The sequence below is a fragment of the Methylobacterium sp. ap11 genome, from assembly GCF_900110515.1.
Classification (GTDB): domain Bacteria; phylum Pseudomonadota; class Alphaproteobacteria; order Rhizobiales; family Beijerinckiaceae; genus Methylobacterium; species Methylobacterium ajmalii.
In genome coordinates this window covers 88,554-114,673 of sequence record NZ_FOEB01000021.1, presented here as the reverse complement: position 1 = coordinate 114,673, position 26,120 = coordinate 88,554, and the positions used below count along the sequence as shown (strand labels likewise).

Sequence of the window (26,120 nt, the reverse complement as noted above, 5' to 3'; positions counted from 1 at the left end):
GTCGCGATGACGAGGAACGAGGTTCAGGCTCTGGAGCGGACGGACGATCCGCGGAGGGCCGAGATGAAGACGCCGGATGACGTGACGGCGATGCGGCGGCTCAAGGCTCTCGGCTGGGGCGCCAAGCGGATCGCGGCGGAGCTTGGCTGCTCGAAGACCACCGTGAAGGACTGGCTGCGGCGGGGCGAGTGGCGGCCCTGCGCCAGGTCCTCGCGCTCCAAGCAGCTCGATGGCCTCACCGACTGGCTGGCCGCCCGGTTCCGGCAGCATGCGGGCAATGCCGATGTCGTGCGCCAGGACCTGGCGACCGAGAAGGGCGTCCACGTCAGCCTGCGCACGGTCGAGCGCGCGGTGGCTCCCCTGCGCCAAGACCTGGTCGCGGCGGCCCGGGCGACGGTGCGCTTCGAGACGCCGCCGGGCGAGCAGATGCAGATCGACTTCGGCGAGCGCCGGGTGACGATCGGCGCGGAGCCCACCCGCGTGTTCCTGTTCGTGGCCACGCTCGGCTACTCGCGCCGCCTGCACGTGCGAGCCTTCGGCCACGAGCGGCAGGAGGATTGGTTTGCCGGCCTGGAGAGCGCCTTCCGGGCCTTCGGGGGCGTGCCGCGCGAGGTGCTGCTCGACAATGCCCGCGCCCTGGTCCTGCACCACGACCCGGTCAGCCGCGAGGTCGTGTTCCATCCGCGCCTGCAGGCCTTCGCCAAACACTGGGCTTCCGGGTCCGGGCCTGCGCGCCGTACCGGGCCCGCACCAAGGGCAAGGACGAGCGCGGGGTCGGCTACGTCAAGAGGAACGCCGTGGCCGGGCGCTCCTTTGCCAGCTTTGCCGGCCTGGAAGCGCATCTCGACGCCTGGACCCGGGAGGTGGCCGACCGGCGCACCCACGGCACGACCGGCGAGGCACCGGCCGACCGCTTTGCCCGCGACGAGGCCGGGGCCCTCATGCCGCTCGGCGGTGTGCCGCCCTTCACCACGGCGCGCGACCTGGTGCGACGGGTCGGGGCGGATTGTGCGGTCGCCGTCGACGGCAACGCGTACTCGGTGCCCTGGCGGCTGATCGGCGAGGCGGTGCGCGTCACAGTGAGCGGAGCGAGGGTGCGCGTCCACCATGGCGGGCAGGAGGTCGCCAGCCATGCCGAACTGACGGGACGCCATGGGCGCGCAGTCGACGACGCCCACCTGGCCGGGCTGGTCGGCAGCCGGGACCGGCCCGCTTACAGGCAAGAGCCCGTCCCGCTCGTCGAGGTACCCCCGCCGACGCTGCTGCGCCCACTCTCGGAGTACGAGGCGGTGGCTGGGGGAGGCTTCTGATGAGCGAGGGGCACGATCACCTCACGGCGCTACTCGGGCGGCTCAAGCTGACGGCGCTGCGCGACCAGCTCGACACGCTGATCGACGAGGCCGGCCGGCGCGATCTGACGATCCGCGAGGCGCTGACCCTGTTCTGCGAGCGCGAGGTGGCGCGGCGCGACCAGCGGCGGATCGAGATGGCCTTCGGGCTGGCGCGCTTCCCGTTCGTGCGCGACCTGACCGGCTTCGACTTCGCGGCCCAGCCCTCCCTCGACAAGGGGCAGATCCGCGAGATCGCCACCGGCCGCTTCATCGCCAACGGCGAGGCGGTGCTGCTTCTGGGTCCACCGGGCGCCGGCAAGACGCACCTGGCGGTGGCGCTGGGCCGGGAGGCGATCGTGGCCGGCTACAGCGTGCTGTTCACGCCGGCCACGACGCTGGTGGCGCAGCTGGCCAAGGCCCATGCCGAGGGCCGGCTGGAGGAGCGGCTGACGCACTACGCCAAACCCAAGCTGCTGATCGTGGACGAGTTGGGCTACCTGCCGTTCGAGCCGGATGCCGCGCACCTGTTCTTCCAGCTGGTCAGCCGGCGCTACGAGCGGGGTGCGATGCTGGTGACCTCGAACCGGGCGGTGGGCGAGTGGGGCACGGTGCTCGGCGACGCGGTGGTGGCGACCGCGATCCTCGACCGCCTGCTGCACCACAGCCACGTGGTCACGATCCGGGGCGACAGCTACCGGCTGCGCGAGAAGCGGCGCAGCGGTCTGCTGCAGAGGGCGACGTCCGCCCCTCAACCCACACCCGTTTAGGCATGGAAACCGGAAGGGGGGGTCAGTTCTTCGTGACGCAAAGGGGTCAGTTCCGGGCGTCGCTTGACACTCGTACCAGATGGCCTCTGCCCGGCGCTGTGCCTCCCGGAGATCGTCGGTGTCCAGGGAGCGCTTGAGCTGCCCCTGCCCGCGGATGCTGAAGCGCATCTGCCACTTGGCGCTGCCCTTGCGCTGGAACAGCTGGAAGCGCTCGTCGGGGACGTTGCCAGGGGGTCTCAAGGGGCGGCCCTGTCTGGTTACTGCGGTGCAGATGACTGCGCTAGGAGTGCGCTAGAGTGCTTTCTGACCCCCCAGCAAACCGTTACGGGAGCAGGGCAATTTTTTGGGCTGCGCTAGCACTGCACTAGGGAATATTGCCGTTCTGGCGCAAGGGCAAGGCAATGAAAAACCCCGCTAAGCGCTTAGCGGGGTTGGAAAACTTTGGTAGCGGAGGAGGGATTTGAACCCCCGACACAAGGATTATGATTCCTCTGCTCTGACCAACTGAGCTACTCCGCCCCGCTGCGGCCGGTCCGTGTGCGCCGCTGCGATGGCGGCGGTATAGGGGGAGGCCGGCGGGGCTGTCAAGGAACCGTCGCAGGCCTTTTTGCGCTGCGCCGTGAGGGGCGCGGCGCGTGGGGATCAGAGGGCGTCGCCGAGGATCTCGGCGACCTGGGGGATGTCCTTGTCGCCGCGGCCCGAGAGGTTGACGACCATCAGGTGGTCGCGCGGCAGGCTCGGGGCGAGCTCGGCGACCTTGGCCAGCGCGTGGGCGGGCTCGAGGGCCGGGATGATGCCCTCCATCAGCGAGCAGAGCCGGAAGGCCTCCAGGGTCTCCGTATCGGTCGCCGACAGGTAGGTGACGCGGCCCATCTCGTGCAGCCAGGCGTGCTCGGGGCCGATGCCCGGGTAGTCGAGGCCGGCGGAGATCGAGTGCGCGTCGGCGATCTGGCCGTCGCCGTCCATCAGCAGGTAGGTGCGGTTGCCGTGCAGCACGCCCGGCTTGCCGCCGGTGAGCGAGGCCGCGTGCAGGCCGCTCGACACGCCGTGGCCGGCCGCCTCGACGCCGTAGATCGCCACCTCGCGATCGTCGAGGAAGGGGTGGAACAGCCCCATGGCGTTCGAGCCGCCGCCGATGCAGGCGACGAGCGAGTCCGGCAGGCGGCCCTCCATCTCCAGCATCTGCGCCTTGGTCTCGACGCCGATGATCGACTGGAAGTCGCGCACCATCGCCGGATAGGGATGCGGGCCCGCCACCGTGCCGATGCAGTAGAAGGTGTCGGCGACGTTGGTGACCCAGTCGCGCAGGGCCTCGTTCATCGCGTCCTTGAGGGTGCGGGTGCCGGACTCGACCGGTATGACCTCGGCGCCCAGCATCTTCATCCGGAAGACGTTCGGCTTCTGCCGCTCGACGTCGACCGCGCCCATGTAGACGACGCATTTGAGGCCGAAGCGGGCGCAGAGCGTCGCGGTGGCGACGCCGTGCTGGCCGGCTCCCGTCTCGGCGATGATCCGCGGCTTGCCCATGCGCCGGGCGAGCATGATCTGGCCCAGCACGTTGTTCACCTTGTGCGAGCCGGTGTGGTTCAGCTCCTCGCGCTTGAAGAAGATCTTCGCGCCGCCGAGGTGCTCGGACAGGCGCTCCGCGTGGTAGAGCGGGCTCGGCCGGCCGACGTAATGGGTGAGGTAGCCGTTCATCTCGGCCTGGAAGGCCGGGTCGGCCTTGGCGGCGGCGTAGGCCTCCTCCAGGGCGAGGATGTTCGGCATCAGGGTCTCGGCGACGAAACGGCCGCCGAAGATGCCGAAGCGGCCGCGCTCGTCGGGGCCGGTGCGGAACGAGTTCGGATTCTGGGGAGCGGTCACGGCGGGAGCTCTGCCTCTGGAAGGATTCGCGAAAGAACGGTGTCGGCGGGGCTTACGCCCTTCGCGCCGCAGGGGCAATTTCCGGTGCGGTCGCACCCCCGACGACCCGCGCGGCGGACCCGTCCGTGCCTGCGGCGGCTTTGGCGGCCGACACGAAGGCGGCGATGCGCTGCGGGTCCTTGCGGCCGGGGCTCGACTCGACGCCCGACGACACGTCGACGGCGCGAGCGGCCGTGATCGCCACGGCGTCCGCGACCGTGTCGGGCGTCAGGCCGCCCGAGAGCATGAACGGGTCGTCCCGGCCGGCGCCGGCCAGCAGCGACCAGTCGAAGGCGTGGCCGTTGCCCCCGGGCAGGATCGCGCCGGGCGCGGGCTTGGCGTCGAAGAGCAGCCGGTCGGCGATGCCGCGGTAGCGGGCGGCGCGGATCAGGTCGTCGGCGGTGGCGATGCCGAGCGCCTTCATCACCGGGAGCCCGGTCCGGGCGCGAAGCGCCGCCACGCGCTCGGGGCTCTCGCTGCCGTGGAGCTGGAGCCAGTCGGGACGCAGCGCCGCCACCACCGCCGCGACGAGGGCGTCGTCGGGATCGACCAGCAGCACCACCCGCTCGGTCCGACCGAGGGCCTGTCGCGACAGGGCGGCACCGTGGTCGAGGTCGACGTGGCGCGGGCTCTTGGGAAAGTGGACGAGGCCGATCTGGTCGGCGCCGGCCGCGAGGGCGGCCTCGAGCGTCTCGGGCGTGCTGAGACCACAGATCTTGACGAGGAAGGGTGCGGGCGACATGCGCCGACTATAGGGCGTCGGGCGCCCGCCCGCACGGGTTTCGCGCGCTCACGCCGACGGCGTCAGGCTCTCCCAGACCGCGATGGCCGCGGCGAGGTCCTCGATCGCGGCGCCGACCGACTTGAACACCGTGATCTCGTCCGGCGACGTCCGTCCGGGCGCCTCGCCCCGGCACAGGTCGGCGAGGTCGCCGGTCACCGCCTCGGGGGCGAGCGCGCCGGAGGCGATCGCCACCGCTACGTCGCCGCCCTTCTTGAGGGCGTCGGACGTGTCGACGTAGAGCGGGCCGCGCCGCAGGGCCGCGTCGTCGGCCTCGCGCATCGCCGGCGTGAAGGCGCCGACGAGGTCGAGATGGGTGCCGGGCCGCAGCCACTCGCCCCGCACCAGCGGCTCGGTCGACAGGGTGGCGCAGGAGACGAGATCCGCTTGCCCCACCGCCGCCGCGAGATCGGTCACCGGCTCGGCGTCGAACCCCTCGGCGGCGAGCGTCGCGGCGAGCCGCCGTGCGCCCTCGGGCCGGCGGTTCCAGATTGCGACATGGCGGACCGGCCGCGCGGCGGCGTGAGCCCGCACCAGATACGGGGCGAGGGCACCCGCCCCCACCATCACCATCCGGGCGCCGTCCGGCCGGGCGAGGTGGCGGGCGGCGAGCGCCGAGGCGGCGGCGGTGCGCCACAGGGTCAGGCGGGCGCCGTCGAGGAGCGCCAGCGGCCGGCCGTCGCGGCCACCGCAGAGCAGGACCCCGCCCTGGATCGTGTCGAGCCCGTTCGCCCGGTTGCCCGGAAACAGGGTCAGGATCTTGATGCCGACATAGTCGGTCGTCCAGGCCGGCATCAGCAGCAGCGAGGCCCCGTCTGGGGCGGTCTCGATCGGGTGATGGTGGCGCGTCGGGACGGTGGCGCCGGCCCGGAAGGCGGTGGCGAGGGCGTCGGCCAGGCGGGCGTGGTCGAGCGCCGCGTCGATCTCGCCCTCGCCGATCCACCGCATGGTCAGGCGCGGCCGACCGGAGCCGGCAGGGCGGTGCGGCCGATCGTGGCCGGGGCCGGGGCGGCCTGGCGCAGGCGCTCGGCCTCGTGGCGCAGGCGGGACAGCTCGCGGCCCTTGGCGCGGCGGTCGCGGCGGGTGTCGCCCTGGCCGAGCCAGGAGCCGACGCCGCCCACCACGACGCCGAGCGCCACCGCGGCGAAGATCAGCGCGTAGAGCGGCATCTGGAGGCTGAAAGCCGGCGTGCCGTTGGTGAACGGATCGAAGGAGAGCATCACCGGCTGGCGGTTGGCCACCGCCAGCAGCACGACCACGATCGCGATGGGCAGCAGGATCAGGCCCTTGAGGAAGCGGATCATCGAAAAACCCGGTCTTTCGTCGGTGATGCGGAAGGGGGCGGGACCGCCGGAGGGAGTCCCGTCGAGCAAAGTTGTAACGCGCGGGCGCGCCGGCGCCAGGGGGCAGGCGCCGCGGCCCGGTCAGCCCAGGGCGGCCTCGACCCGGCTCGGCTCGTCGGCGCCGATCCCGGCGGCGTTCAGGCGCAGCCGCATCTCCTTGCCGGTCTTGAAGACGGGAATCGCCTTCTCGGCCACCGCCACGGCGGCGCCTGTGCGCGGATTGCGGCCCCGCCGCGCCTCCCGGCGCTTGACCGAGAACGCACCGAAGCCCCGCAGCTCGACCCGGTCGCCCCGCGCCAGGGCGTCGGCGATCGTGTCGAGGATCGCGTTGACGATGTTCTCGACGTCGCGCTGGTAGAGGTGCGGGTTCTGCTCGGCGATCTTGAGGACCAGCTCTGACTTGATCATGGAGTATCGTCTCGACTGAGGCGGGGCCGGCCGGGGAGATGCGCGGGGTCGCGTCTCGGTGAGGGTCCTTACGGGCGCCAGACCGCGAGGAGCCCGCCCTGCGACAGGGCGGCGGTCTCGGAACCGGCCTGCTGCAGCCTGGCGGCGAGGTCGTCGTAGCCCAGCAGGCCCGCGCCGGCGGCGGCAGCCGAGAACAGGCCGAAGCGGTTGTCGGAGCGCGGCTTCCAGTCCCGCACCGGCAGGTTCTTGGCCACGCCCTTCTCGCGCTCGAGCCAGGCGATGGCCTGGCGCTCGTTGCCGGTCTCGTCGATCAGGCCGAGGGGCACGCTCTGGCGGCCGCTGAACACCCGGCCGTCCGCCACCGCCTTGATCTGGTCGGGGTTCATCCTGCGGCGCTCGGCCACCAGGTCCTTGAACCAGCCGAAGGTGTCGCCGACGATCGCCTGCAGGGCCTCGCGGGCGGCCGGCGGGGTCGGGTGGAAGCCGCTCGGCTCGGCCTTGAGCGGCGAGGACTTCACCTCCTCGACCTTGACCCCGACCTTGTCGAGGAGGCCGGACACCTCGGGGTACTGGAACAGCACGCCGATCGAGCCGACGAGGGAGGTCTCGCGGGCGACGATGTGGTCGGCGGCGATCGCCGTGATGTAGGCGCCGGACGCCGCCGTGCCGTCCACGAAGGCGACGATCGGCTTCTTGTCGGCGAGCGCGCGCAGGTTGCGGAAGAGCTCCTCCGAGCCGGTGGTGGTGCCGCCCGGCGAGTTGATCGCGACGACGACGCCCGAGACCGCGCTCGAATCGCCCACGCGCTTCATCAGCTCGCGGGTCTTCTCGCTGCCGGCGATGAAGCCGTCGATGCTGATGCGGGCGATCTGCGGGGTGACGGCGGAGAACCCCGTGCCCCCGGCCGCCCGCCAGCCGACCGCACCGGCGGCGACGATCAGCGCCCCGATCCCGACCGCGCGCCAGACCGACAGCTTCCGGCGCAAGGAACGCCGGTCGAGGAGAAGTTCAGCATCGATGGCCATGCGGCGCCCGTATCCTGGTCCGACCTCCGGGTGCGCCCGCCCGGCAGGGGGCTTCCCCTGCAAGTCCTTGGCGCACCTCGCTCCCGGCGTGTTCTACCCCCGGCCGTCGCGCAGCGGCAAGAGCGGGATTGGCGGCATCCCCCTCCCCGCTCTAGAGAATGCCGACATGAGAACGCCCGCGCGGAGGGCTGCTCCGCGCGGGCGTCCGAATCGTCGAGGGGTGTCCGGGCCCTTGGCCCGGACGGATCCCTTACTTCTTGTCGGCCTGGCGGGCCTTGAGGGCCGCGCCGAGGATGTCGCCGAGCGAGGCGCCCGAATCGGCGGAGCCGAACTGGGCGATCGCCTCCTTCTCCTCGGCCATCTCGAGGGCCTTGATGGAGAGCTGGACGCGGCGGGCCTTGCGGTCGAACTGCGTCACGCGGGCGTCGAGCTTCTCGCCGGCGGCGAAGCGCTCGGGGCGCTGGTCGTTGCGCTCGCGGGCGAGGTCGGCGCGGCGGATGAAGGCCTGGAGATCGGAATCGACGATCTTGACCTCGATGCCCGAGTCCTTGACCTCGAGCACCTCGCAGGTGACGACCTGGTTCTTGCGGATGCCGTCACCGGCATCGGCGAAGGGGTCGCCGGCGAGCTGCTTGATGCCGAGCGAGATGCGCTCCTTCTCGACGTCGACGTCGAGAACCTGGGCGCGCACCACGTCGCCCTTCTTGAACTCGTCGATGACCTGCTCGCCCGGACGGTTCCAGTCGAGGTCCGAGAGGTGGACCATGCCGTCGACGTCGCCCTCGAGGCCGATGAACAGACCGAACTCGGTCTTGTTCTTGACCTCGCCCTCGACCTCGGTGCCGGCCGGGTGCTTCTCGGAGAAGGCCTCCCACGGGTTCTGCAGGGTCTGCTTGAGACCGAGCGAGATGCGGCGCTTGACCGGATCGACTTCCAGGATCTGGACCTCGACCTCCTGGGAGGTGGAGACGATCTTGCCCGGATGGACGTTCTTCTTGGTCCAGCTCATCTCCGAGACGTGGATCAGGCCCTCGATCCCCGGCTCCAGCTCCACGAAGGCGCCGTAGTCGGTGATGTTGGTCACGCGGCCCTTGAGCTTGGCGTCGACCGGGTAGCGGGCGGCGATGCCCTCCCACGGATCGGCGAGCAGCTGCTTGATGCCGAGCGAGATGCGGTGCGTCTCGTGGTTGATCTTGATGATCTTGACCTTGACGGTCTGGCCGATGTTGACCACCTCGGACGGGTGGTTGACGCGGCGCCACGCCATGTCGGTGACGTGCAGCAGGCCGTCGATGCCGCCGAGGTCGACGAACGCACCGTACTCGGTGATGTTCTTGACCACGCCGTCGATGACCTGACCCTCTTCGAGGTTGGCCACCAGCTCGGAGCGCTGCTCGGCGCGGCTCTCCTCGAGCACGGTACGACGCGACACCACGATGTTGCCGCGGCGGCGGTCCATCTTGAGGATCTGGAACGGCTGCGGCGTGCCCATCAGCGGGGTGACGTCGCGGACCGGACGGATGTCGACCTGCGAGCGCGGCAGGAACGCCACGGCGCCGTCGAGGTCGACGGTGTAGCCGCCCTTGACCTGGTTGAAGATCGTGCCGCTGACGCGCTCGTTGTTCTCGAACGCCTTCTCGAGCTTGACCCAGCTCTCCTCGCGGCGGGCCTTGTCGCGCGAGATGACGGCTTCGCCGAGGGCGTTCTCGATGCGGTCGACGTAGACCTCGACCTCGTCGCCGACGCCGATCGGCTGGTCACGGCCGGGGCCCGTGAACTCCTTGAGGGCGACGCGGCCCTCGGTCTTCGCCCCGATGTCGATGACGGCGACGTCCTTCTCGATCGCCACCACGCGGCCCTTGACCACGGAACCTTCCGTGATCTCGTGCTCGCGGAACGACTCTTCCAGAAGGGCGGCGAAATCTTCGCGGCTCGACGAGGCGCCTTGCAAACCTGCGGACATCTATGCTCCTTTTCGCCCCGCCCTATCCGGGGGGACGGCGCCGGCGGCTCGTATCAACGGGCCGCTTCCGCCCGCCGGAGTCCCGAGAGACGTCTCGGAACCGCCGCGCCCCGAAACGGGACGCGGGCCGGCGCATGATCGACGGGCAGAAACGTGTACTCCGACGGTCCCGGCCGGGGCGCGGTGCGGACGGGCGCAGGCCCGGCACGCGGCATCCCGGCATGGGACGACCGGAGGTGGGCCCGATACACGAAAATCGAACTCCCGGCAAGGCGTTGCGCCGGTTCGCCGCGGCAACCTGACGATGAGCAGGCGGCTTGCCGACACGCGCCGGTCCGGGTTACCCATCCCTAGCCTTAAATCATTCTCATGTTCGGGCGTGGTGCGGGGCCGTCGACGCTTCGGCCCGCGGGATGCGTCCCGGGGCGGGGCGTCCAAGATGCAGGAACGCACGCCGCATGCACGGCGTGAGGGAGGAGAGCGGCGCGGTCCGGTCCGGGGGGCCGGGGCGCCGCGAGACCGCAATCGACGAGAGGGAGGCGGCGCCGCGATCGGAATCGTGTCCGCGGGGCGCCGGCAAGCCTCCCGAAGCCGGAGGGCGACGATGATCAAGCTCAACGTGAACGGGGAGGAGCGCCGCTTCGACGGCGACCCCGAAATGCCGCTCCTGTGGTACCTGCGGGACGAGCTCGGCCTGACGGGCACCAAGTTCGGCTGCGGTGTCGCGGCCTGCGGCGCCTGCACCATCCATGTCGGCGGCACCGCGATGCGGGCCTGCCAGACCCCGGTCTCGGCCGCCGACGGCCAGCCGGTCGTGACGATCGAGGGCCTGTCGCCGGACGGCAACCACCCGGTCCAGGCGGCCTGGCGCGAGCTGAACGTGGCGCAGTGCGGCTACTGCCAGACCGGGCAGATCATGCAGGCGGCGGCGCTCCTCAAGGAGACCCCGAAGCCGACGGACGCCGACATCGACAACCAGATGAGCGGCAACCTGTGCCGCTGCGGCACCTATCCGCGCATCCGCGCCGCCATCAAGCAGGCGGCGGGGCTGACCCCGAAGGCCGGCCAGGGAGATCGCCTGTGATTCACGACCTCTCCTTCATGACCGCCGCCCCGGCCGACGAGCCGGTTTCCGCGATCGAGAAGGCCTCGCCCGGCCAGCTCAGCCGCCGCGGCCTGCTGGCGGGCGCCGGCGCCCTGGTGCTCGCCCTGTCGCTCAAGCCGCAAGGCGCGCTCGCCGCCGACCCGCCGAAATTCGGCGCCGACGGCATGCCGCATGGCTGGCGCGACGACCCGACCCTGTTCGTGGCGATCGCCCCGGACGGCACCGTCACGGTCACCTGCATCCGCGCCGAGATGGGCCAGGGGGTTCGCACCTCGGTGGCCTTCGTCATCGCCGACGAGCTCGAGGCCGACTGGGCCAAGGTCAAGGTCGTCCAGGCGCACGGCGACGAGGAGCGCTTCGGCAACCAGGATACCGACGGCTCGCGTTCGCTCCGGCACTTCTTCATGCCGCTGCGCCGCGCCGGTGCCGCCGCCCGCACGATGCTGGTCGCGGCCGCCGCCAAGCAGTGGAACGTGCCGGCCGCCGAGGTGACGGCGGAGAACCACGCCCTCGTCCACGCCAAGTCCGGCCGCCGGATCGGTTACGGCGAGGTGGCGCAGGCCGCAGCCTCCATGCCGGTGCCCGACCGCGCGACGGTGACGCTCAAGGACCCGTCGGCCTTCCGCTACATCGGCAAGGGCCGTGTCGGCCTGATCGACAACGTCGGCATCACCACCGGCAAGGCGCAGTACGGCCTCGACACCCGCGTCGAGGGGATGCTCTACGCCGTGGTCGCCCGCCCGCCGGTCTTCGGCGGCAAGGTCAAGAGCTTCGACGAGGCTGCGGCGCTCAAGGTGCCGGGCGTCGTCAAGGTCGTGACCATCGATCCCCCGGCCCCGCCCTACGAGTTCATGCCGACCGGCGGCGTCGCGGTCATCGCCCGCAACACCTGGGCGGCGATCAAGGGCCGCGAGGCGCTCAACCCCACCTTCGAGGACGGGCCGAACGCCAGTTACGATTCCGACGCCTACCGGGCCACCCTGGAAGAGGCCGTGCGCAAGCCCGGCAAGGTGGTGCGCCAGGAGGGCGACGTCGACGCGGCGATGAAGACGGCGGTGAAGCGCCTCGAAGCCGAGTACTACATCCCCCACCTCGTCCAGGCCCCGATGGAGCCGCCGGCCGCGACCGTCAGGATCGCCAAGGACGGCGCGATCGAGGCCTGGGGCTGCGTGCAGTCCCCGCAGGCCGCCCGCGACCGCATCGCCAAGCGCCTCGGGGTCGACCCGAAGGCCGTCACGGTGAACGTGACGCTGCTCGGCGGCGGTTTCGGCCGCAAGTCGAAGCCCGACTACTTCGTCGAGGCGGCGCTCTGCTCGAAGGCGATGGACGGCGCCCCGGTCAAGCTGACCTGGACCCGCGAGGACGACCTCCACCACGGCTACTACCACACCGTGTCGGTGGAGCGGCTGGAGGCCGGCCTCGACGACAAGGGCATGCCGGTGGCCTGGCTGCACCGCAGCGCGGCCCCGACCATCGGCTCGACCTTCGTGGCCGGCGCCAAGGAGCAGATCCCGATCGAGCTCGGGATGGGCCTCGTCAACGTGCCCTTCGCCATCCCCAACATGCGGATGGAGAACCCGCCCGCCGACGCGCATGTCCGCATCGGCTGGTTCCGCTCGGTGTCGAACATCCCGCGGGCCTTCGCGGTGCAGTCCTTCATCAACGAACTGGCGCACCTCGCCGGCCGCGACCCGAAGGACTATCTCCTCGACGTCATCGGCCCGGCCCGGATCATCGACCCGGTCAAGCTCGGCGACGCCTGGAACTACGGCGAGGATCCCTCGCGCTATCCGTTCGATACCGGGCGCCTGCGCAACGTGATCGAGACGGTGGCGAAGGGCGCCGGCTGGGGCCGCAAGGTCGACAAGGGCCGCGGGCTCGGCATCGCGGCGCATTACAGCTTCGTCAGCTACACGGCGGCCGTCGCCGAGGTCTCGGTCGGGCCGAAGGGCGAGGTCACCGTCGAGCGGGTCGACATCGCCATCGACAGCGGCCAGCAGGTCAACCCGGAGCGGGCGCGCTCGCAGCTGGAAGGCGCCGTGGTGATGGGCATGGGCCTCGCGCTCACCGCCCAGATCACCTTCAAGAACGGCCGCGCCGTCCAGGACAACTACGACACCTACGAGCTGACCCGGATCAACGAGGCCCCCAAGATCATCAACGTGCACCTCGTGCAGGGCGGTGGCTGGGACAAGCCGCTCGGCGGCGTCGGCGAGCCCGGCGTGCCGCCGGTGGCGCCGGCCATCGCCAACGCGATCTTCGCGGCGACCGGCCGGCGCATCCGCCAGCTGCCGATGCGCGACAAGCTGAGCGCGTGAGCCGGAGAACCCGCGGGGCGCCCTAGCCCCGTGGAATCGGACGACCAGGGCCGCTTCCCGCCGGGAGGCGGCCCTTTTTTCTGCCGGTTTTTCCCGCCCGCCCGGGCCCCGTGGGGGAACCCCCGCCCCCGAGCGGGTGTTCGCGACGATGAGCCGGACGCGCCGAGTTTCGGTGCCCGCCACGGCTCGCGCAAAGGGAGAGAGATCCGCCATGAAGCTCGTCCTCGCCGCCGGCCTGCTGGCCGGTCTCGCCGGCCCGGCCTTTGCCGGCGCCTGCGGCACCGAGATCTCGTCCCTTGAGCCGCGCCTCGACGCCAAGGGCCGCGAGACCATCGCGGCGTCGAGCGGCGGCAAGGAGGTGGCGGCGCGGCGCGAGGCCCAGGCCGAGGCGGCGACCGAGAAGGGCACCAGCCCCTCCGCGCTCCCGAAGGGCCCGGAGCCCGGCTCCGCCGAGACCAAGTCGATCGCCGACGTCGCCAAGGCGAGCGGCGGCGGCACCGGCGTGATGGAGGCCCGCGCCAGCCTCAATCGCGCCCGCGAGCTCGACAAGAAGGGCGACGAGGCCGGCTGCATGAAGGCGGTGTCGGACGCCAAGGAGCAGATGGACAGGTCGTGAGCTCCGGCCCGGTTTAGTGCACCTCACAAAACTCCCGCCGCAATGTCGCTGCCACAGCAAGCCGAGGCAGTGATCGGGAGTTTTGCGGGAGACACTTAATCCGTCCCGGGACGTGAGGCAGCGCACATCGCGGCCAGGGCGGTCCGCTCCGGCCCTGGTCCGCTGCGCTGCAACACCCACATCACCCGCGTATCGCCCGGCCCTTGAAGCCGGGCTCGATCCGGAGACTTGCCCACGTGACTTCCCTGTTCGACCCGATCCAGCTCGGCGCCATCCAGGCTCCGAACCGCATCCTGATGGCGCCGCTGACCCGTGGCCGCGCCTCGCGGACCCACGTCCCGACCCCGATCATGGCGGAGTACTACCGCCAGCGCGCCGGCGCCGGCCTGATCATCAGCGAGGCGACCGGCATCTCCCAGGAAGGCACCGGCTGGCCCTTCGCCCCGGGCCTGTGGAGCCCTGAGCAGGTCGAGGCCTGGAAGCCGGTGGTCGCCGCGGTGCACGAGGCCGGCGGGCGCATCGTCGCGCAGCTCTGGCACATGGGCCGGGTGGTCCATCCCGACTTCCTCGGCGGGCAGGCGCCGGTTTCGGCGTCGGCCACCACGGCGCCCGACCAGGCCCACACCTACGAGGGCAAGAAGCCCTACGCCGAGGCGCGGCCTCTGCGCGAGGACGAGATCCCGCGCCTGCTCGCCGATTACGCCAAGGCCGCCCGCAACGCGGTCGAGGCCGGCTTCGACGGGGTGCAGATCCACGCCGCGAACGGCTACCTGATCGACCAGTTCCTGCGCTCGGGCACCAACCTGCGCCAGGACCGCTACGGCGGTCCCGTGGAGAACCGCATCCGGCTGCTGTCCGAGGTCGCCCGTACCGTGGCCGATACCGTCGGGGCCGACCGCACCGGCGTGCGCCTGTCGCCGAACGAGCCGATCCAGGGCGTCGACGATCTCGAGCCCGAGGCGCTGTTCCCGGCCGCCGCCGCTTCGCTCTCGCAGATCGGCGTCGCCTTCCTGGAGCTGCGCGAGCCGGGCCCGAACGGCACCTTCGGCAAGGCCGCCCGCCCGGCCGTGGCGCCCGCCATCAAGGCCGCCTTCCGGGGTCCGCTGGTGCTGAACTCGGACTACGACGGCCCGAAGGGACAGGCCGCCCTCGACGAGGGCCGCGCCGACGCGATCGCGTTCGGCCGTACCTTCATCGCCAACCCGGACCTGCCGGAGCGGATCGCCAAGGGCGCTCCCCTCAACAAGGACAACTACAAGACCTGGTACAGCCAGGGGCCCGAGGGCTACATCGACTATCCCTCTCTCGACGCCGCCTGAAGGCGGCTTTTGCCCTCTCTCGACGCCGCCTGAGGGCGGCTTCTGCCCACCCTCGACGCCGCCTGAAGGCGGCTTCTGCCCTCTCTCGACGCCGCCTGAAGGCGTCGTCCCGGGATCGTGGCGGCGCGCGGGGCCCGGCCGCGTGCGCCGCACCATGATCCGGCTTGACGCGGAACCCCGCGTTTGCGACGCCGCTCGACGCCTGCCCACGGGGCGGGCGTCGTCCGTCGGACCGGATGGGCGGCATCATCGCGGCACGCGGAGACGAGGCGCATGAGCAACCCGGGCAACACTCCTGCCAGCTCCCAGGAGCCCAAGCAGCTCCTCCACCTGGTGTTCGGTGGCGAGCTGACCGACCTCGACAGCGTCACCTTCCGCGACCTCTCGAAGCTCGACGTGGTCGGCATCTTCCCCGACTACGCCAGTGCCGCCATGGCCTGGAAGGCCAAGGCGCAGCAGACGGTCGACAGCGCCCAGACGCGCTACTTCATCGTGCATCTCCACCGGCTGCTGCAGCCCTGAGGCGAAGGCTTGCGTCCAGGCATGCAGTCACCGCGCATGTGAAACGCGGGGACATGTGAAACGCGGGGACTTGCACATGCCGGCGCACATGAAAGCATTGTGACGATATCCCGGCGCTGGTAAGAGCCTCGCCCGTCACACATGAGAGCATCGCCGCGCGAGGGGCCCGCATTCGCGCGTCGCACGATGCGATCCCTCCCCTCACCCCGGCGCGCGCGGTCTCCACGAGGGCACCGCGCGGCAGCGCCGGGGCTCGCGGCGCGGGCCACGATGGAAGCACGATGAAATCCTCGATCAAGATCGTCGCCGGCAATGCGAGCCGCCCGCTGGCCGAGGCGATCGCGGCCTATCTCGAGAAGCCGCTGGCGGTCTGCTCCGTGCGCCGCTTCGCCGACATGGAGATCTTCGTCGAGCTCCAGGAGAACGTGCGCGGCGAGGACGTGTACATCGTCCAGTCGACCTCGTTCCCGGCCAACGATCACCTGATGGAACTGCTCATCATGATCGACGCCGCGCGGCGCTCCTCGGCGCGGCGCATCACCGCCGTGATCCCGTATTTCGGCTATGCCCGCCAGGACCGGCGCACCTCGGGCCGGACCCCGATCTCGGCCAAGCTCGTCGCCAATCTCATCACCGAGGCCGGCGCCGACCGGGTGATGACCCTCGACCTGCATGCCGGCCAGATCCAGGGCTTCTTCGACATCCCGACCGACAACCTGTTCGCCGCCCCCGTGATGGTGCGCGACATCAAGGAGCGGATGGACCCCGCCGACATGATGGTGGTGTCGCCCGACGTCGGCGGCGTGGTCCGCGCCCGCGCGCTCGCCAAGCGCATCGACGCGCCGCTCGCTATCGTCGACAAGCGCCGCGACCGGCCCGGCGAGTCCGAGGTCATGAACATCATCGGCGAGGTCGAGGGCCGCTCCTGCATCCTCGTCGACGACATCGTCGATTCCGGCGGTACCCTCGTCAACGCCGCCGAGGCCCTGCTCGCCAAGGGCGCCAAGGACGTCTCGGCCTACATCACCCACGGCGTGCTCTCGGGGGGCGCAGTGTCGCGCATCGCCTCCTCGAAGCTCAAGGAGCTGGTGATCACCGACTCGATCCAGCCGACCGCCGCGGTCAAGCTCGCCCGCAACATCCGGGTCGTGACCATCGCGCCGCTGCTCGGCGAGGCGATCGGGCGCACCGCCGACGAGTCGAGCGTCTCGAGCCTGTTCGCCTGATCGCTGCGCGACGCCCGCCGGCCTCGTCCGGCGGGCGCAAGATGATCCGGACCCGAAAGTCGGTCCGAATGCCCGCACGTCCCCCGCGAAACCGGTTTGCACCGGGCCGGCGACGCGCCTATATATCGGACGATTCCCTCACAGCGTGAGACAGGCCGTCCCGATCATCCCGGGACGCCGGCGGGGCCGAAAGGCTCCGCCCCGGGGCGCCCTGTCGCCGCCGAGGGGCCCGTGTCGCAAGGCCGCCTCCCGAGGGAGCGGCCGCCGCGCTTCCGCCGGGCGGGAGCGCCCCGAGGAGGTGTGTATGTCCCAGGGTCCGTTGATGCCGAAGGCGACGGCCGTCTGGCTCGTCGAGAACACGTCGCTGTCCTTCGATCAGATCGCCGACTTCTGCAAGCTCCACCCCCTCGAGGTGAAGGGCATCGCCGACGGCGAGGTGGCGGCCGGCATCAAGGGTCTCGATCCGGTCTCGACCGGCCAGCTCACCCGCGAGGAGATCGAGCGGGCGCAGACCAATCCGAACCACCGCATGAAGGTGGCGGTGTCGAAGGTGAAGCTGCCGGAGGTCAAGCGCACCAAGGGCCCCCGCTACACCCCGCTGTCGCGCCGCCAGGACCGGCCGAACGCCATCCTGTGGCTGCTGCGCAACCACCCGGAGCTGAAGGACGCCCAGGTGATGCGCCTCGTCGGCACCACCAAGTCGACGATCCAGCAGATCCGCGAGCGCACCCACTGGAATTCCGGCTCGCTGCAGCCGATGGACCCGGTGACGCTGGGCCTGTGCTCGCAGATCGACCTCGACTTCGAGGTCCAGCGCGCCGCCAAGGACCGTCCGGTGGTCGATGCCGCCGAGGGCGGCGCCACCCTGATGCCGCCCGAGCTGTCGGTCATGCCCGAGCCCGAGGACCACGACGAGCGCCGCCCCGGCCGCGGCGACGAGCGCCTCGATGCCGATTCGGTGTTCGCCCGCCTCAAGCCGATGCGCAAGGGCGAGCAGGACGAGGACGACGACGAGTACTGACCGGAGGGTTTCCTCCGGGCTGAGACCCTCCCCGCCTCCGGGGGAGGGTCGAGGCGGGTCAGCTCTCGAACAGCGATCCCTGCACGGCGCCCTCCACGGGCGCCTTTTTCGTGTCCGCGGCCGGCTCCTTGCGCTTGGCCGCCCGGCGCGGGGCCGGTCGCGCCGGCGCCGGTGCGGGTTCTTCGGGCGGCGTCCCGGGCGCGGGCGCGGGCGCTCCGTCGACCGAGGCCGCCACCCGCCCGTCGGCGAATTCCACCGTCAGGCGGCCCGCCGCCCGCGCGACGTCTGCCGAGCCGATCGGCGTGCCGGCGGAATCGAGCACCAGCGCGTAGCCGCGGGCGAGCACCGCACGGTAATTGAGGCTGGAAAACAGGGCGGTCGCCCGCGACAGCCGCCCGGCCAGGCGCTCGAGCCCCTGGCCCGGCGCCCGGTCGAGCCGGCGCGACATCCCGTTCAGCCGCTCGCCCTGCACCGCCAGCACCCGCTCCAGGGCGTGGCGCGGCCGGTGGTCGATCGCCGCCAGCCGCTCGCGGGCCCGCGCCAGCCGCAGGGAGGGCGGGTTGCGGGCAAGGCCCTGGAGCGCCCGGTTGAGGCGGCTTTGCGCGTCGCGCGCGTTGGCGGCGAGCGCCGGGGCGAGGCGGGCGTCGGCGAGGTCGAGGCGCTGGCGCTTCTGAGCGAGCAAGGCCTCCGGGCCCGGCAACGCGCGGGAAAGCCCCCGCAGTTCGCCCCGCCGCTGGTCGACGAGGCGGAGCAGCGCGCCGGCATGGCGCCGGCTCAGGGAATTGAGGTCGGCCAGCAGCTCGTGCAGCACCGGCACCGCCATCTCGGCGGCACCGGTCGGGGTCGGGGCGCGCCGGTCGGCGGCGTGGTCGATCAGCGTGACGTCGGTCTCGTGTCCGACGGCGGAGATCAGCGGGATCGTGCTGGCGGCGGCGGCCCGCACCACGATCTCCTCGTTGAAGCACCACAGATCCTCGATCGACCCGCCGCCGCGGGCGACGATCAGCACGTCCGGCCGCGGGATCGCGCCGCCGGGTTCGAGCGCGTTGAAACCGTGGATCGCCGCGGCGATCTCCTCCGCCGCCCCCTCCCCCTGCACCCGAACCGGCCAGACCAGGACGGGGCGCGGGAAGCGGTCGGCCAGCCGATGCAGGATGTCCCGGATCACCGCGCCGGTCGGCGAGGTGACGACGCCGACGACCAACGGCAGGTAGGGCACCGGCCGCTTGCGCGCGGCGTCGAACAGCCCCTCGGCGGCGAGCGCCCGGCGGCGCTCCTCCAGCAGCGCCATCCAGGCGCCGGCCCCGGCGGGCTCCAGCGAATCGACCACGATCTGGTAGGCGGACTTGCCCGGATACGTCGTGATCCGGCCGGTGACCACGACCTCCAGGCCCTCCTTGGGCTTGTGGCGCAGCCGCATCATCGTGCCCTTCCAGATCACGGCGTCGATCTTGGCGCCGCCGTCCTTGAGGCTGAAATAGGCGTGGCCGGAGCCGTGCGGGCCGCGATAGCCCGAGATCTCGCCCTTGAGGCGCACGTGGCCGAACGCATCCTCGAGGGTGCGCTTGAGGGCGGTCGCCAGTTCGGTGACCGACCATTCGGGCACGTTGGCGATCGGGGCGGAGAAGGCGGAAGCGGACATCGGGCGCGACGCTAGCGGCTCGCCCCGAGTCACGGAAGGCCGCTCCGCCGCTTGCGGCCGCCAGTGTCCCCCGCGCATCAGTGCCGGTTGCCGCGCCGCGCCCGCGCCCGTAAACGTCTCGCGCAAGACTGACCTTCCGTTCCGGGACCGGCGATGCGCGACCAGCACCCCCTTACCCTCCTGCTGATCGGCTCCGGCGGGCGCGAGCACGCGCTCGCCTGGAAGCTCGCCCAGAGCCCCCTGTGCCGGCGCCTGCTGATCGCCCCGGGCAATCCCGGCACCGCCGCCCACGGCACCAACCTCGCCCTCGACGTGACCGACCACGCGGCGGTGGTCGACGCCTGCCGGCGGGAGGGCGTCGATTTCGTCGTCGTCGGCCCCGAGGCGCCGCTGGTGGCGGGCCTGGTCGATGCGCTGGCGCAGGCCGGGATCCGGGCCTTCGGTCCGAACGCGGCGGCGGCCCAGCTCGAGGGCTCGAAGGCCTTCACGAAGGAGCTGTGCCGGGAATTCTCGATCCCGACCGCCGCCTTCGCGCGCTTCCGCGCGGTCGAGCCGGCGCTGGCCTACCTGCGGGCCGGCCGCATCCCGGTCGTCGTCAAGGCCGACGGGCTCGCCGCCGGCAAGGGCGTGGTGGTGGCCGAGACCCTGGAACAGGCGGAGGCCGCGGTGGAGAACATGCTCGGCGGCGGGATGGGCGCCGCCGGTGCCGAGGTGGTGATCGAGGCGTGCATGGTCGGCGAGGAGGCGAGCCTGTTCGCCCTCTGCGACGGCACCCGCGCCGTGCTCTTCGGGACCGCCCAGGACCACAAGCGCGTCCATGACGGCGACCAGGGGCCGAATACCGGCGGCATGGGGGCCTATTCCCCCGCGCCCGTCCTGACGCCCGCGCTGGAGGCCGAGGTGATGGAGCGTATCATCCGCCCGACCCTCGACGGGATGCGGGCGCGGGGCACGCCGTTCTCGGGCATCCTCTATGCCGGGCTGATGCTGACGGCCGAAGGCCCGATGCTGATCGAGTACAACACCCGCTTCGGCGACCCCGAATGCGAGGTGCTGATGCCGCGCCTCGCCTCCGACCTGGTGCCGCTGCTGCTCGCGGCCGCCGAGGGCGACCTCTCGGGCGCGGTGCCGGAGTGGCACGACGAGGTGGCGCTGACCGTCATCATGGCGGCGCCCGGCTATCCCGGCACCGTCGCCAGGGGTTCGGAGATTCGCGGCCTCCCCGAGGCGGAAGGAGCCGGCGCCCTGGTGTTCCAGGCCGGCACCAGGCGCGACGGCGAGCGGCTGGTCGCCGATGGCGGCCGGGTGCTCGCGGTGACGGCGCTCGGCGGCACCGTGCGGGAGGCGCAAGCCGGCGCGTACGCCGCCCTCGACCGGATCGACTGGCCGGAAGGGTTCTGCCGCCGCGACATCGGCTGGCGCGCCGTGGCCCGCGAGACCTGAGCCGTACTCGCGCGTTAGCCTCGGAGAGGGCCCGCGTCCCGGCGCGGGCCCGACGACCCTTGGGGAGCGCCCGATGCCCGCCGACCTGTTTCCCGGCTTCACCTCGCACTGGATCGACCTGCCCGACGGGCGCTTCTTCGCCCGGGCCGGCGGGCCCGAGGACGCGCCGCCGGTGGTGCTGCTGCACGGTTTTCCCCAGACCCATGCCTGCTGGCACAGGATCGCCCCGGCGCTCGCCCGCACCCACCGGGTGATCTGCCTCGATCTCAAGGGCTACGGCTGGTCGGCGGCGCCCAAGGGCGATCCCGCCCACCGGGACTATTCCAAGCGGCAGATGGGCCGCGAGGTGGTGGCGGTGATGGAACGGCTCGGCCATGTCCGCTTCGGGCTCGTCGGCCACGACCGCGGCGCCCGGGTCGGCTACCGCCTCGCCCTCGAGGGGCCGGGCCGGATCGACCGCCTCGCCCTCCTCGACATCGTGCCGACGGTCTCGCAGTGGCGGACGATGGAGCGGGAGCCGGACGCCTACCCGCACTGGCGTTTCCTGGCGCAACCCGCGCCGATCCCCGAGCAGGAGATCGGCAAGAACCCGATCCCCTACTACGAGGACCTGCTGCGGCTCTGGACCGGCTCCGGAACCCTCGACCCCTTCTCGCCCGGCGCCCTCGACCTCTACCGCCAGAGCTGGAACGTGCCCGAACGCATCCACGCGTCCTGCGAGGATTACCGCGCCGGGGCCGGCCCGGACCGGGCCGCCGACGAGGCCGACCTGGCGGAGGGCCGCCGCCTCGCCGGACCGGTCCTGGTGCTCGTCGCCGACCGCTTCGTCGGCCGGAACGGGCTCGATCCGGTGCGCCAGGCCTGGACCGGCACCTTCGCGCCGGAGAACACCGTGTTCGAGATGGTGTCCTCGGGTCACTTCGTCGCCGAGGAGAATCCGGGGGCGACGCTGCCGATCCTGGAGCGTTTCCTCGCCGGCTCGTGACCTCCGCGAGCGCCGGCCTTCGCGGACGAAGACCCGCGCGGAGCGGATGACCGCTCCCCGCCCCGGCCCGTAGCCCGGGCGCGGGACCTGCGGCACAACCTCGGCGGGCGGGTACGGCCCGGGGGAAACATCCGTGGGTCTGATCTACGCGCTCGGCGCCTTCCTGAGCTGGGGCCTCGTCGTCCCGGTGCATTTCCGCCTGCTCGACGGGGTGCCGGCCTGGGGCATCCTGGCCCATCGCATCCTGTGGTCGAGCGTGTTCGTGACGCTGCTGCTGATCGGCCTGCGGGCGATGCGCCGCGGGCCGGTGATCAGCTTCCAGCGCCGCCACCTCTTCCTGCTCATCTCCGCCCTGGTCGTCGCGGGCAACTGGTCGCTGTATCTCTGGGCGGTCCAGAACGGGCGGATGCTCGATGCCAGCCTCGGCTACTTCATCAACCCGCTGGTCAACGTCGCGCTCGGCGCGCTCGTGCTGCGCGAATCCCTGCGGCCGCTCCAGCTCGCCGCGGTGGCGCTCGCCGCCATCGGCGTGGCCGCCGCGGTAGTGGCGGCGGGAGCGCTGCCCTGGATCTCGCTCACGCTGGCCGTCAGCTTCGCGATCTATGCCCTGATCCGCAAGCTGGTGCCGATCGACCCGATTCTCGGCCTCGGCGCCGAGACATTCGCGCTCCTGCCCCTGGCGCTGGCTTACCTCGCGCTCACCCCGGCGCCCACCGGCCTCGGTGGCTGGCAGTGGCTGCTCCTGGTGCTCACGGGCGTCACCACCGCGGTGCCGCTGATGTGGTTCGCCGCCGCCGCCTCGCGCCTCAAGCTCTCGACGATCGGGCTGCTGCAATATCTCTCGCCGACCTGCCTCCTCGGCTTGAGCGTATTCGCCTTCGGCGAGTCGCTGCCGCTCTCCCGGGTGCTGGTCTTCGGGCTGATCTGGGCGGGACTGGCGCTCTACGCCCTGGACGCGGCGCGACCGCGGCCCGCGATCGTGCGCGCACCCGAGGACAGGCCAGCCTGACGCAAGCCCCACCGGCCAAGCTTCCCCCATCCAACCATAATCGGCGGGCTCTCTCGCCTCACGCGACGAATCGGCGGGGGCCGCGATGATGCTGGGCGATGTGAACTTGAGTGACGTGAACTTAGGTGGCGTGAACCTGGGTGATGGAAAGGCCAGGGACGAGGCCGGGCCGCACCCGATCTGGCTGGTGGTCGGCCCCTGGGCGATGTTCGCCGTCGTGGTGGGCGGGTTCCTGGCGCGCTGGTGGCCGTAAGCCGGCGCCGCGACGCCGGGACCTGACGCGCCCGCGGCGCCGGTCCGGGACCGCGGCGCCCGGACCGACCGGGTGTCGCCGGGCGGGACCGATCACGTCAGCATCTGCAAATCGCCATCGACCGCGAGCGCCTGGCCCGAGATGGTCTTGCCGCGCGCCGAGGCGAGAAAGAGAATCTGGTCCGCGAGCTGGCGGGCCGTGACGTAGTCCTTGATCGAGGCCGCCGCGAAGGCCGCGCCCTCCATCTCGGAGAAGCCGATCCCGCGCTGCTGCGCCTTGGCTTCCAGCACCCGGCGCTGGCGGTCGCCGGCGACGATGCCGGGGAGCACCGCGTTGACCCGGATCCCGTCGCCCCCGAGCTCCCGCGACAGCGACTTGGTGAAGCCGACGACCGCCCACTTCGCCGCCGCGTAGGGCGTGCGCAGCGGGAAGCCGAAGCGGCCCGCCGCCGAGGACAGGTTGACGATCGACGGGTTGGCGCTCGCCCGCAACAGCGGCACCGCCAGGCGCACGCAGTTGAACTGCCCGGTGAGGCAGATGTCGAGGGTGCGGTCCCAGTCCTCGGGGTCGATCTCCTCGACGCGCCCGGTCGGGCCGGCGGTGCCGGCATTGTTGACGAGGCAATCGAGCCCGCCGAGCGTCGCTGTCGCCTCCGCGAATAGCCGCGCGACGTCCTCGCGCGAGGCGACGTCGGCATGGGTGGCGCCGATGTCCGGGGGCAGGGCCGCGAGGGCCTCCCGGTCGACGTCGCAGACATGGACCCGGGCGCCCTCCTCCACGAAGGCCCGCGCCACCTCGAGCCCGATGCCGCCGGCGCCGGCCGTCACCAGCACCTTCAGGCCGCCCAGTCCCATCTCCATGGCGTGTCTCCGTCGTCGGGGTGCCGGGCTCAGGAGGCCAGGCGTCCGGTCGTTTCGATGAAGGTGGCGCTGCCGGCGATGTCGGCGGCGAGCGCCGCCCGGGCGCCCTCCGCGTCGCCGGCCGCGAGCGCCGCCACGAGGCGGGCGTGATGCGCCTCGGCCCCGCCCTCGGCGAGGCGGCGGGGCGAGGAGCGCATGTCGAGGTTGAGCACCGGGCCGATGCGCAGCCACAGCCCCTCGATGATCGCGACGAGCGAGGGCAGGCCGGCGGCGGCGTAGACCGCGAAGTGCAGGTCGCGGTTCGCCCGCATCGCCCGTTCGAGGTCGGGCGCGGCGGCACGCACCTCGCCGCGGAACGCCGCGTCGTGATCCCGGATCGCCGCGAGCTCGCCGGGACCGCAGGCCTGCGCGGCCTCCGCGGCGGCGAACCCCTCGACGGCGATCCGCACCCGGGTCAGCTCCCGGAACGTCTGCAGCGTGATCACCGGCACCCGGACCGCGCGGTTGGGCAGGACTTCCAGCGCCTCGTCGGCGACGAGGCGCGACACCGCCTCGCGGGCCGGCATCATCGAGGTGCCGAGCCGCTCCGCCACCGTGCGCAGGGACAGCCGGTCGCCCGGCGCTAGCCCGCCGGCGATCAGGAGGTCGCGCAGCGCGTCGTAGACCTGGGTGCCCAGCGTGATCCGCTCGGGCGGCGCGAGCGCCTCCGGGTCGGGCCGGTCGCGCGCATCCATGCCGCCGTCATGCCGGCCGTGCTTTTGCAAGTCCCGCCTCTGCAAGCGCGGACCTCCTCCCTGCGTTTCCCTTCGGCGCAATCGGACGGTTTCGAGACCGTCTCGACAGGCGCGCCGTTTGATGCCAGCCTAAGTGTGATCACAGATCACGGCAACCCAAACGACCGCGATCGATCCCGGGCAGGACACGCAACCATGACGCAGGGTCTCGTTCCCACGCGCCGCCGCCTCGTGCAGGGCGGCCTCGCGGCCGGCGCCGCTTTCGCCATGCCGAGCCTCGTGCGGGCGCAAGGCGCACCGATCCGCATCGGCCACCTCACGCCGCGCACCGGCTTCCTCGGGCCGCTCGGCGAATACGCCGTGATGGCGGCCCAGCTCGCCGCCGAGGATATCAATGCCGCGGGCGGCATCGACGGCCGCAGGGTCGAGCTCCTGACCGAGGATTCGGTCAACCCGCAGACCGCGTCGAGCAAGGCCGAGCGCTATGTCGAGCGCGACAAGGTCGCAGCGATCGTCGGCGAGATTTCCTCCGCCTCGGCACTCGCCATCGGCCAGGTGGCGCAGCGCGGAAAGACGATCTTCCTCAATACCGGCGCTAATTCGGACGCGCTGCGCGGGCAGGATTGCAAGCGCTACATGTTCCACGTCGAGGGCGCGAACTCGATGTACGTCAAGGCGGTCGGCCGCTCCTTGACCGAGCAGGGCCTCGTCAAGGGCAAGCGCTGGTACTCGCTGACCGCCGATTACGCCTTCGGCCACGACCTGTTGCGGGTCGCCAAGGGGTTCATGCAGGGCCAGGGCGGCACCTTCGCGGCGGACGAGCTGGTGCCGACCGACGCCACCGATTTCTCCGCCTACCTGATCAAGATCCGGCAGGCCAAGCCCGACCTCGTGATCTCGAACCTCGCCGGCAACCAGATCACCAACTTCCTCAAGCAATACGCCGAGTATGGCCTGCCCTTCCCGGTCGCCGGATTCGGCTTCGATACCGCGCTCGCCTGGGGTGCCGGCCCCGGCAACTTCGCCGGCACCTGGCCGTGCCTGTGGCACCATACGATCGACACGCCCTCGGCCAAGGCCTTCGTCGCCGCCTTCGTGAAGAAGTACGGCAAGCCGCCGGAGAACCAGGCCTGGGGCGACTACAACGCGGTCAGGATCGTCGCCAAGGCGATGACCGACACGAAATCCACCGAGGGGCCGAAGCTGGTTTCGTACCTGGAGGGCGGCGCGACGTTCGACGTGCAGAAGCCCCGCCCCGGCTATTTCCGAGCACGCGATCACCAGTTCATCAGCGAGATGTACGCGATCACGGCGCTGCCGGCGGACAAGGTGAAGGACAAGTGGGACCTCTTCACCTCGACCCCGGCGATCCCGGGACCGAGCGAGGACATGGAGGTGCTGGCCCCGACGGCGGAGGAGGCGGCGTGCAAGATGGAGGGGTGAGGTCTGCTGGTGTTCCAACGCCGGCAAGGTGAGGCACGCCTCCCCTCTCCCGTGTGGGAGAGGGGCCGGGGGTGAGGGTGCTACGGTTCCGTTTGAAGCGCTCA

At 71.7% G+C, this 26,120-nt stretch carries 23 protein-coding genes, 1 tRNA gene and 1 pseudogene; 14 read left to right on the top strand and 11 right to left on the bottom strand.

Annotation, left to right across the window (positions count from 1 at the left end; genetic code table 11):
* Positions 1-63 precede the first annotated feature (63 nt).
* Together istA and istB are read left to right on the top strand one after the other, a co-directional pair.
* Positions 64-1,310: pseudogene (gene istA / locus BMX97_RS24400) on the top strand (IS21 family transposase).
* Positions 1,307-2,098: an IS21-like element helper ATPase IstB gene (istB, locus tag BMX97_RS24395; RefSeq protein WP_210187672.1), complete on the top strand. Its 792-nt coding sequence runs from the start codon at positions 1,307-1,309 to the stop codon at positions 2,096-2,098. The pseudogene istA and the gene istB overlap by 4 nt, the downstream one beginning before the upstream one ends.
* Positions 2,099-2,540: 442 nt before the next feature.
* Here istB and BMX97_RS24390 read toward each other — a convergent pair.
* The 8 genes from BMX97_RS24390 to rpsA form a co-directional block, all read right to left on the bottom strand.
* A tRNA-Met gene (locus BMX97_RS24390) sits at positions 2,541-2,617 on the bottom strand.
* A 123-nt stretch (positions 2,618-2,740) separates the two neighbouring features.
* Positions 2,741-3,961, bottom strand: a complete 1,221-nt coding sequence (gene trpB / locus BMX97_RS24385; RefSeq protein ID WP_091753800.1) for a tryptophan synthase subunit beta — start codon at positions 3,959-3,961, stop codon at positions 2,741-2,743.
* Between the two features lie 52 nt (positions 3,962-4,013).
* Positions 4,014-4,742: a phosphoribosylanthranilate isomerase gene (locus BMX97_RS24380; protein WP_091753799.1), complete on the bottom strand. Its 729-nt coding sequence runs from the start codon at positions 4,740-4,742 to the stop codon at positions 4,014-4,016.
* A 48-nt stretch (positions 4,743-4,790) separates the two neighbouring features.
* Positions 4,791-5,729 (bottom strand): bifunctional Delta(1)-pyrroline-2-carboxylate/Delta(1)-piperideine-2-carboxylate reductase, encoded by a 939-nt coding sequence (locus BMX97_RS24375; protein ID WP_091753798.1) that lies wholly within the window; start codon positions 5,727-5,729, stop codon positions 4,791-4,793.
* Between the two features lie 2 nt (positions 5,730-5,731).
* Positions 5,732-6,085, bottom strand: coding sequence for a lipopolysaccharide assembly protein LapA domain-containing protein (locus BMX97_RS24370; protein ID WP_091753797.1), 354 nt, complete (start codon positions 6,083-6,085; stop codon positions 5,732-5,734).
* Between the two features lie 120 nt (positions 6,086-6,205).
* On the bottom strand, positions 6,206-6,532 hold the full coding sequence (gene ihfB / locus BMX97_RS24365) for an integration host factor subunit beta (protein ID WP_091753796.1): 327 nt from the start codon (positions 6,530-6,532) through the stop codon (positions 6,206-6,208).
* Between the two features lie 68 nt (positions 6,533-6,600).
* A complete protein-coding gene (gene sppA, locus BMX97_RS24360) occupies positions 6,601-7,557 on the bottom strand; it encodes a signal peptide peptidase SppA (RefSeq protein ID WP_091753795.1) in 957 nt (318 codons plus the stop codon).
* Positions 7,558-7,807: 250 nt separating this feature from the next.
* Positions 7,808-9,520 carry a 30S ribosomal protein S1 gene (gene rpsA, locus BMX97_RS24355; protein WP_048428043.1) on the bottom strand — a complete coding sequence of 571 codons (1,713 nt, stop codon included), beginning with the start codon at positions 9,518-9,520 and terminating at the stop codon, positions 7,808-7,810.
* A gap of 604 nt (positions 9,521-10,124) precedes the next feature.
* Between rpsA and BMX97_RS24350 the strand changes: the two genes are divergently transcribed.
* The 7 genes from BMX97_RS24350 (at position 10,125) to BMX97_RS24320 (ending at position 17,647) form a co-directional block, all read left to right on the top strand.
* The gene (locus BMX97_RS24350) at positions 10,125-10,604 is read left to right on the top strand and encodes a (2Fe-2S)-binding protein (RefSeq protein ID WP_048428044.1); all 480 of its coding nucleotides are present in this window, start codon (positions 10,125-10,127) and stop codon (positions 10,602-10,604) included.
* 17 nt (positions 10,605-10,621) lie between these two features.
* The gene (locus BMX97_RS24345) at positions 10,622-12,943 is read left to right on the top strand and encodes a xanthine dehydrogenase family protein molybdopterin-binding subunit (RefSeq protein ID WP_091753817.1); all 2,322 of its coding nucleotides are present in this window, start codon (positions 10,622-10,624) and stop codon (positions 12,941-12,943) included.
* 211 nt (positions 12,944-13,154) lie between these two features.
* The gene (locus BMX97_RS24340; protein ID WP_091753794.1) at positions 13,155-13,559 is read left to right on the top strand and encodes a hypothetical protein; all 405 of its coding nucleotides are present in this window, start codon (positions 13,155-13,157) and stop codon (positions 13,557-13,559) included.
* Between the two features lie 236 nt (positions 13,560-13,795).
* Entirely contained in the window at positions 13,796-14,878 is a 1,083-nt protein-coding gene (locus tag BMX97_RS24335) for an alkene reductase (protein ID WP_091753793.1), read from the top strand.
* A gap of 273 nt (positions 14,879-15,151) precedes the next feature.
* On the top strand, positions 15,152-15,400 hold the full coding sequence (locus BMX97_RS24330) for a DUF4170 domain-containing protein (protein WP_060845982.1): 249 nt from the start codon (positions 15,152-15,154) through the stop codon (positions 15,398-15,400).
* Positions 15,401-15,681: 281 nt separating this feature from the next.
* The gene (locus tag BMX97_RS24325) at positions 15,682-16,626 is read left to right on the top strand and encodes a ribose-phosphate pyrophosphokinase (RefSeq protein ID WP_060845981.1); all 945 of its coding nucleotides are present in this window, start codon (positions 15,682-15,684) and stop codon (positions 16,624-16,626) included.
* Positions 16,627-16,930: 304 nt separating this feature from the next.
* Entirely contained in the window at positions 16,931-17,647 is a 717-nt protein-coding gene (locus BMX97_RS24320; protein WP_091753792.1) for a DUF1013 domain-containing protein, read from the top strand.
* Positions 17,648-17,705: 58 nt separating this feature from the next.
* Here BMX97_RS24320 and xseA read toward each other — a convergent pair whose 3' ends face one another.
* Complete coding sequence (xseA, locus tag BMX97_RS24315) at positions 17,706-19,289, bottom strand: exodeoxyribonuclease VII large subunit (RefSeq protein ID WP_091753791.1); 1,584 nt, start codon at positions 19,287-19,289, stop codon at positions 17,706-17,708.
* Between the two features lie 153 nt (positions 19,290-19,442).
* Between xseA and purD the strand changes: the two genes are divergently transcribed.
* The 4 genes from purD (at position 19,443) to BMX97_RS34255 (ending at position 22,979) form a co-directional block, all read left to right on the top strand.
* Positions 19,443-20,732, top strand: a complete 1,290-nt coding sequence (purD, locus tag BMX97_RS24310; protein ID WP_091753790.1) for a phosphoribosylamine--glycine ligase — start codon at positions 19,443-19,445, stop codon at positions 20,730-20,732.
* Positions 20,733-20,805: 73 nt separating this feature from the next.
* Positions 20,806-21,717: an alpha/beta fold hydrolase gene (locus BMX97_RS24305; protein ID WP_091753789.1), complete on the top strand. Its 912-nt coding sequence runs from the start codon at positions 20,806-20,808 to the stop codon at positions 21,715-21,717.
* A 133-nt stretch (positions 21,718-21,850) separates the two neighbouring features.
* Positions 21,851-22,726, top strand: coding sequence for an EamA family transporter RarD (gene rarD / locus BMX97_RS24300; RefSeq protein ID WP_091753788.1), 876 nt, complete (start codon positions 21,851-21,853; stop codon positions 22,724-22,726).
* Positions 22,727-22,856: 130 nt separating this feature from the next.
* Positions 22,857-22,979: a hypothetical protein gene (locus BMX97_RS34255; protein ID WP_280142813.1), complete on the top strand. Its 123-nt coding sequence runs from the start codon at positions 22,857-22,859 to the stop codon at positions 22,977-22,979.
* A 92-nt stretch (positions 22,980-23,071) separates the two neighbouring features.
* On the opposite strand, the gene BMX97_RS24295 is transcribed toward BMX97_RS34255, so the two are convergent.
* Positions 23,072-23,839, bottom strand: a complete 768-nt coding sequence (locus BMX97_RS24295) for an SDR family oxidoreductase (RefSeq protein WP_091753787.1) — start codon at positions 23,837-23,839, stop codon at positions 23,072-23,074.
* 29 nt (positions 23,840-23,868) lie between these two features.
* Positions 23,869-24,573, bottom strand: coding sequence for a GntR family transcriptional regulator (locus tag BMX97_RS24290; protein ID WP_091753786.1), 705 nt, complete (start codon positions 24,571-24,573; stop codon positions 23,869-23,871).
* 195 nt (positions 24,574-24,768) lie between these two features.
* Between BMX97_RS24290 and BMX97_RS24285 the strand changes: the two genes are divergently transcribed.
* On the top strand, positions 24,769-26,016 hold the full coding sequence (locus tag BMX97_RS24285) for an ABC transporter substrate-binding protein (RefSeq protein WP_091753785.1): 1,248 nt from the start codon (positions 24,769-24,771) through the stop codon (positions 26,014-26,016).
* Positions 26,017-26,120 lie beyond the last annotated feature (104 nt).